This window comes from Campylobacter estrildidarum, from assembly GCF_005406205.1.
GTDB lineage: Bacteria > Campylobacterota > Campylobacteria > Campylobacterales > Campylobacteraceae > Campylobacter_D > Campylobacter_D estrildidarum.
The window spans coordinates 1-6,282 of the sequence record NZ_NXLZ01000027.1 but is presented as its reverse complement, the minus strand read 5'-3'; the positions used below and the strand labels follow the sequence as shown (position 1 = coordinate 6,282).

Below are 6,282 nucleotides of genomic sequence, written 5' to 3'. Positions count from 1 at the left end.
TAACAATACTAAATTAAAAGAACAAAATTTTTTAGATAAAAAATTTAGATAAAAAAAGGAAATGAAAGTATAACTAATTAAGCTTAAAGGGGGATTAAAGGTAGGATTATCCTAGTTAGATTTAAATTTTTAAACATTAATAAATTTTGAAATACTCTTGAATTTTTTTAGAATTGTTATTTTTTGTAAGCGATAGCATAAGCAAAATTCTAGCTTTTTGTGGATTTAAATCTTGAGCGCAAATAAAACCTAAATCTTCATCTTCTTTGCTTAAAACAACTTGACCTGCTTGTATGCGAGAGCTAACCGCAACAATAAGATTTTTTTTCATTAAATCTTTTAGTATATTTTTTTGATTTTGGTGTATATTTCCTGATCCACTTCCTGCTATTACTAAACCTTGCGTTCCATTGTCAAATAAAGCTTTTGCTGCAATACCGCTTCCATCATCAGAATAAGAATAAAGTATATCCACCTTAGGCAAATTTTCAAGATTATCTATATTAAACGGAGTATTTTTAGTGTGTAATTTTTCAATTGTATTATAAAAATATACTTTCCCATCTAAAATATATCCTAAGTCTCCAAAATCTGGAGAAAAAAAGGCGTCTAAATTTAAAGTATGAGTTTTTGTTGCAGTCCTGGCACTTAAAATTCGATCATTCATAACGATCATAACGCCTTTATTTTTAGATTTTTCATTAGTGGCTAAAGCTACAGCATTATAAAGATTTTTAGGACCATCTGCACTCATAGAAGTTGCTGGACGCATAGCACCTGTTAAAACTACTGGTTTATCGCTTTTAACAGTTAAATTTAAAAAATAAGCACTCTCTTCCATAGTATCTGTTCCATGCGTAACCACCACTCCATCTATTTCATCTTCAATCAAAAGCTTATTGATTTTTTTGGCAAGATTTAGCTGAATTTCATTAGACATACTAGAACTATCTATATTAGATATCTGATAACCTATAATTGTTGCAAATTCTTTAATTTGTGGTACAGCATCAAGCAAAACTTCTATATTTAAAGCCCCTGCTTTATATCCTGTTGTAGCAATAGCACTATCTATAGTTCCTGCTATAGTTCCGCCTGTTGCTAAAATTGCAATTTTTGGTTTCATCAATCTATCCTACACTTTTTTTGGTTAAAATTTCTTTTATAATAAATTGAGGGCTTAAAAGTCCTCTAAATTCATTTTTAGAAATACTGCCAAGTATGTTGATTTTTTCATTAATATTTGGTTCTTTATCAAAATTAAAAAATAAAGCTTCAATAATTTTATTTTCTTTGGATAAAACCAATTTTAAATGTTTTTCATTCTTTCCTAAGATTTTCTTATTTTTAACTTTTACATTTTCTAAAACAAAAAAAGGTCGTGGATTTTTATGTCCAAAAGGTTCAAAAGATTCTAAAATTTCTAACATTTCAAAATCAATTTCTTTTGGTTCTAATATCCCTAAAATTTCATCAGCATCTAAAAACTCATTCTCATGAATTTGAGCACATTCTTGCTGCATCAAAATTTTAAATTTTTCAAAATGTTGAACATCCAAGCTCAAGCCTGCAGCACCCTTGTGTCCGCCATAATTGTTCAATAAATAATTTGCCTTAGAAATTAAAGATAAAATATCAATTTTACCAACACTTCTAGCACTACCTTTTAAACGTTCTTCATTTTGTGAAAATACAAAAGCAGGTTTATTAAAATGTTTTGCCAAACGGCTTGCTACTATACCCAAAACTCCTTCGTGCCAATTCATTCCAGATGCTACAATACAAGAATCATCATCGCTGATTTGACTTAAAATTTCTTCAAAAAGTTGCCTTTCCTCATCTTTTCTACTTTCATTAAAATTAGCAATTTGCTCTAAATATTCCAAAGCTTTATTTAAATCTTTCGTATGTAAAAATTCATAAGAAATATTCGCATCATCCATTCTTCCAGCACTATTTATAAGTGGAGCGATTAAAAATCCTATACTATCTAAAGAAAATTTATCCTTTTGATAATAATTTTTAATAGCCTTAAAAGCTGCTCTTTTAGATTTATTTATACATTCTATTCCTTTTCTCACTAAGGCTCTATTTAAATCTCTAAGTTCCATCATATCAGCAATTATAGCAATAGCTAATAATTCTAAAAATTTAACCATATCATATTTTAATTTACAAACTTCTTTTAAGGCAGCAATTAAATACCAAGCTACCTGAGCTCCACAAATTTCTATATCTGGAAAATCGCAATCTTTTTGTTTAGGATTTATTATCGCAAAAGCATCAGGCAAAACATCTTGAGGCATATGATGATCGGTAATGATTAAATCAATATTTTTTTCTTTACAGAGTTTAGCAGCCTCAAGAGCTGCTATTCCGTTATCTACTGTTATAATTAAATCCACATTCAATTCATTAATAATTTCGGAATTTAATCCATAGCCGTCTTTAAAGCGATTTGGAATTTTCACTATATAATCAAAACCTATATCATCAAAAAATTCTGCCATAATCACACACGATACTATGCCATCAACATCATAATCGCCCACGATGGCAATTTTTTCATTTTTTTCTATAGCTATTTTTATACGCTCTGCTGCTTTATAGATATCTTTTAAGCAGCATGGCAAAGGAAGATCGCAAAGTTTAGTATGAAGATCTTTTTCAAAACGAGAAGCTAAAATTTTTTTTACTTCATTTTTATTGATCTTTTTCATAATGAATCGCTGCCTTAATAAAACCGAAAATCACTGGATTTGCGTGTTCTAACCTTGAAGTGAATTCAGGATGAAACTGCACGGCTAAAAAAAATGGATGAGAGTTTAACTCTACGGCCTCTATGAGCCCTTGACTTTCTCCGCTTACAATTAGTCCGTTATTTTCAAAATCTTTTCGATATTTTGGATTAGCTTCATAACGATGACGATGACGCTCTTTTACGCTTTTTGTATTATTATAAACCCTTGCCAAAATAGTTTTAGGTTTGATTTCACACTCATAAGCACCTAAGCGCATAGTTCCACCTAAAGGCGTTTTAGCAGTTCTAATTTGTTTTTTTCCATTTGAATCGATAAATTCATCAATTAAATAAATAATAGGATTTTTACATTTTTCATCAAATTCGCTTGAATTTGCATCTTTAATTTTCAAAACGTTTCTAGCAAATTCCACTAAAGCTAGTTGCATTCCAAGGCAAATTCCTAAAAATGGAATTTTGTTTTCTCTTGCATAATTGATTGCTTTTATTTTACCCTCTATTCCTCTAGATCCAAAACCTCCAGCAACTAAAATTCCACTAATATCCTTAAATGCTTCTACTAAATCTAAATTTTGAAGTTTTTCGCTATCAATCCATTTAAGTTCCACTCTAGTATCAAGTGTTGCACCTGCATGTATAATAGCCTCAGTAAGACTTTTGTAACTTTCTTTTAAATCCACATACTTGCCCACAAAAGCAATTTTTACTTCATTGCTTGGAGCAATCACTCTTTTTACTAAACTATTCCAATTTTCCATATTTGGCTTTAAAATTTTAAGATTTAATATGCTTGCAATGGGATTTAAAATATCTTGTTTCAAAAAATTAAGTGGAATTTGATAAATACTTGCTGCATCTACACTTTCAATAACACAATTTTTTTCCACACCACAAGAAATAGCAATTTTATCTTTTAAATCCCTATCGAGAGATTTTTCACTGCGACAAATAATCATATCGGGACTAATTCCTATACGTCTTAACTCTCCTACGCTATGTTGAGTTGGTTTGGTTTTTAATTCTCCTGCTGCTTTTATAAAAGGCACAAGAGTTAAATGTATATTCATAGCATTGTTTTTGCCCACTTCTAAACGTAAAGCACGAATAGCTTCTAAAAATGGAAGGCCTTCTATATCACCAACTGTTCCTCCAATTTCTACAATCAATATATCTTTATTTTTTCCTGCTTTTTCAATTCGATCTTTAATCTCTCCTACAATATGTGGAATAACTTGTATTGTTTTTCCGAGATATTCTCCACGCCTTTCTTTTTCGATGACACTTTGATAAACGCGCCCTGTTGTGAAATTATTATCTTGAGATAAACTCTCATCTAAAAAACGTTCATAATGCCCTAAATCCAAATCTGTTTCAGCTCCATCATCGGTTACAAAAACTTCACCGTGTTCAAAAGGACTCATTGTTCCAGGATCAACGTTAATATAAGGATCTGCTTTAAGTATGCTCACTTTTAATCCCGAATTTTTTAAAAGAGTAGCAATCGAAGCAGCGGCAATTCCTTTTCCTAAAGAACTTAAAACCCCGCCTGTTACGAAAATATATTTTGTTTGTTTTTTCATCGCTCAATTTAACCTTAATTTTTAATTTAATTATAGCTTAATAAAACTTTTTATTTCATTAGAATTTTAAGTAAAAAATGCGAGAATTATAAAAAACAAATTTCATTATTCAAGGAAAAATTATGAAAATCACTTTACTTTTTCACACTCCACTTTCTATATGTTCTCACGCAACAAGAACTTGTTGGCAAAGCTTTGAAAAAGGCGATTGCGGCGGTGAAAAAGATAAGGAGCTCATTGATCGCGTTGGCAACAAATTCAAGCATGCTTCAACCTTAGAGCATTTAAACTATACTTTTTATATTCAAGGAATTTCAAGAGCTTGCTTACAAGAAGTTGCACGCCATCGTCATACTAGTCCTAGTGTAAAAAGCACAAGATATACCCTAAAAGAACTTCGCAATGAAAATGAATTTAAAGTCGGAGATTTTGAAAATGCTAGTCGATATTTGGTGCTTTGTGGAAATGAAGAAGTGGATAATGCCAGCATAAAAGCTTTAGAAAATTTAAGAGTGATTTTGCAAAAAAGTATTAGTTTAGATATAGCCAAATATTGCTTACCAGAAAGCTATAAAACTGAACTTACTTTAACCATAAATGCTAGGAGTTTGCAAAATTTCATTTCACTTCGCAGCTCAAAATCTGCTCTTTGGGAGATTAGAAACTTAGCTAATGCTTTATTTGAAACTTTACCAGAGGAACATCAATTTATTTTCGAGCATTGTTTGCATAAAGATATAGAATAAATTTTATTGATGACTATTGTTTTACAATCATTATCCATAAAAAATAAATTAACTTTTAATCTCTTATTTTAATGAAAAAATAAGAATTTTTTATTGAAAAATAAATTATTTTTTTATAAAATTCGCTTTTTATAAATCGTTAAAATTTCAACAGAAGGGGATAGTTATGAGTATAAAAATTAAAATGTCTTTAATTGCTAACATAGTAGCTATAATTTGTTTGCTTGCCTTAGGTATTGTGACTTTTATTTTTGTTAAAGATGCTTTAATAGACCAAGAAATCTCTGCACAAACAAATTACGTCAGAACTGCAAAAAGTTCTATGCAAAATTATAATGAAGTAAAACTAGCGGTTTTAAAAGAACTTTCCAATAGTCTAAACAAATTACCTTTAAGTAGTTTTTCTGATGAAAATTCTATACTGCATAGTGCAGGTTTGATTTTTCAAAATCATAGAAAAGCTGGAGATTTGTTAGCAGCTTATATAGGTTTACCAAACGGTGAATATATCGGAAGTGATCCAAGAAGCGATAAAAAAAATGTTGATGCTATTATCTATGGAAAAGCAGATAATTACGATTCCACAACAAGAGATTGGTATAAAAACGCAAAATCAAAAAATACTTTATTTATGTCTTCTGCCTATATAGATACAGCTACTAATCTTCCTTGTTTTACTTACTCTATGCCTTTTTATAAAGATGGTAAATTTATAGGAGTACTAGCAGTTGATGTCTTAACAACAAGTTTGCAAAATCAATTTGATAAATTATCAGGAGATGTATTTGTTTATGATAAAGATAATTATGTATTTGCTTCATCAAATAAAGCTTTTTTAGGGCAAAATCCTAATATCCCAAATATTGATAGCTTATTTAAAACAACTGGAGATTATAAATCATTTTCTTATGTGAGAAATCAGGGTGGCGAGAGACTTGCTATGTGTTCTAAATTTAACGATTATACTATTTGTTCATCTGAACCTGTAGAGAAAATTCAAGCATATGTTTCTAAAATAGCGTGGATACAAGCTATTTTAGTTATAGTTACTATTGCTATAAGCATTGTTTTACTCTACATCGTAACAGCCAAACTCCTCTCCCCACTCACCACCATCCAAACTGGTCTTAACTCATTCTTTGATTTCATCAATCATAAAACAAAGAATGTCTCTACTATTAATATAAAAACTAAT

4 protein-coding genes and 2 pseudogenes are annotated in these 6,282 nt (G+C 29.9%); 3 read left to right on the top strand and 3 right to left on the bottom strand.

What is annotated here, in order from left to right; all coding sequences use genetic code 11:
- Positions 1-136: 136 nt before the first annotated feature.
- From CQA69_RS08690 to CQA69_RS08680, 3 genes are read right to left on the bottom strand one after another with little or no spacing between them, the layout of a single operon-like run.
- Positions 137-1,126, bottom strand: a complete 990-nt coding sequence (locus tag CQA69_RS08690; RefSeq protein WP_137621385.1) for an asparaginase — start codon at positions 1,124-1,126, stop codon at positions 137-139.
- Positions 1,127-1,130: 4 nt separating this feature from the next.
- Positions 1,131-2,720 carry a single-stranded-DNA-specific exonuclease RecJ gene (recJ, locus tag CQA69_RS08685; protein WP_137621384.1) on the bottom strand — a complete coding sequence of 530 codons (1,590 nt, stop codon included), beginning with the start codon at positions 2,718-2,720 and terminating at the stop codon, positions 1,131-1,133.
- Entirely contained in the window at positions 2,704-4,341 is a 1,638-nt protein-coding gene (locus tag CQA69_RS08680; protein ID WP_137621383.1) for a CTP synthase, read from the bottom strand. The genes recJ and CQA69_RS08680 overlap by 17 nt, the downstream gene beginning before the upstream one ends.
- Positions 4,342-4,463: 122 nt before the next feature.
- Here CQA69_RS08680 and thyX point away from each other — a divergent pair, with 122 nt between their 5' ends.
- The 3 genes and pseudogenes from thyX to CQA69_RS09450 all read left to right on the top strand — a co-directional run.
- Positions 4,464-5,087: an FAD-dependent thymidylate synthase gene (gene thyX / locus CQA69_RS08675; RefSeq protein WP_137621382.1), complete on the top strand. Its 624-nt coding sequence runs from the start codon at positions 4,464-4,466 to the stop codon at positions 5,085-5,087.
- A gap of 166 nt (positions 5,088-5,253) precedes the next feature.
- Positions 5,254-6,000 (top strand): annotated as a pseudogene (locus CQA69_RS08670) (cache domain-containing protein); the annotation flags it as partial.
- A 180-nt stretch (positions 6,001-6,180) separates the two neighbouring features.
- Positions 6,181-6,282 (top strand): annotated as a pseudogene (locus tag CQA69_RS09450) (hypothetical protein); the annotation flags it as partial.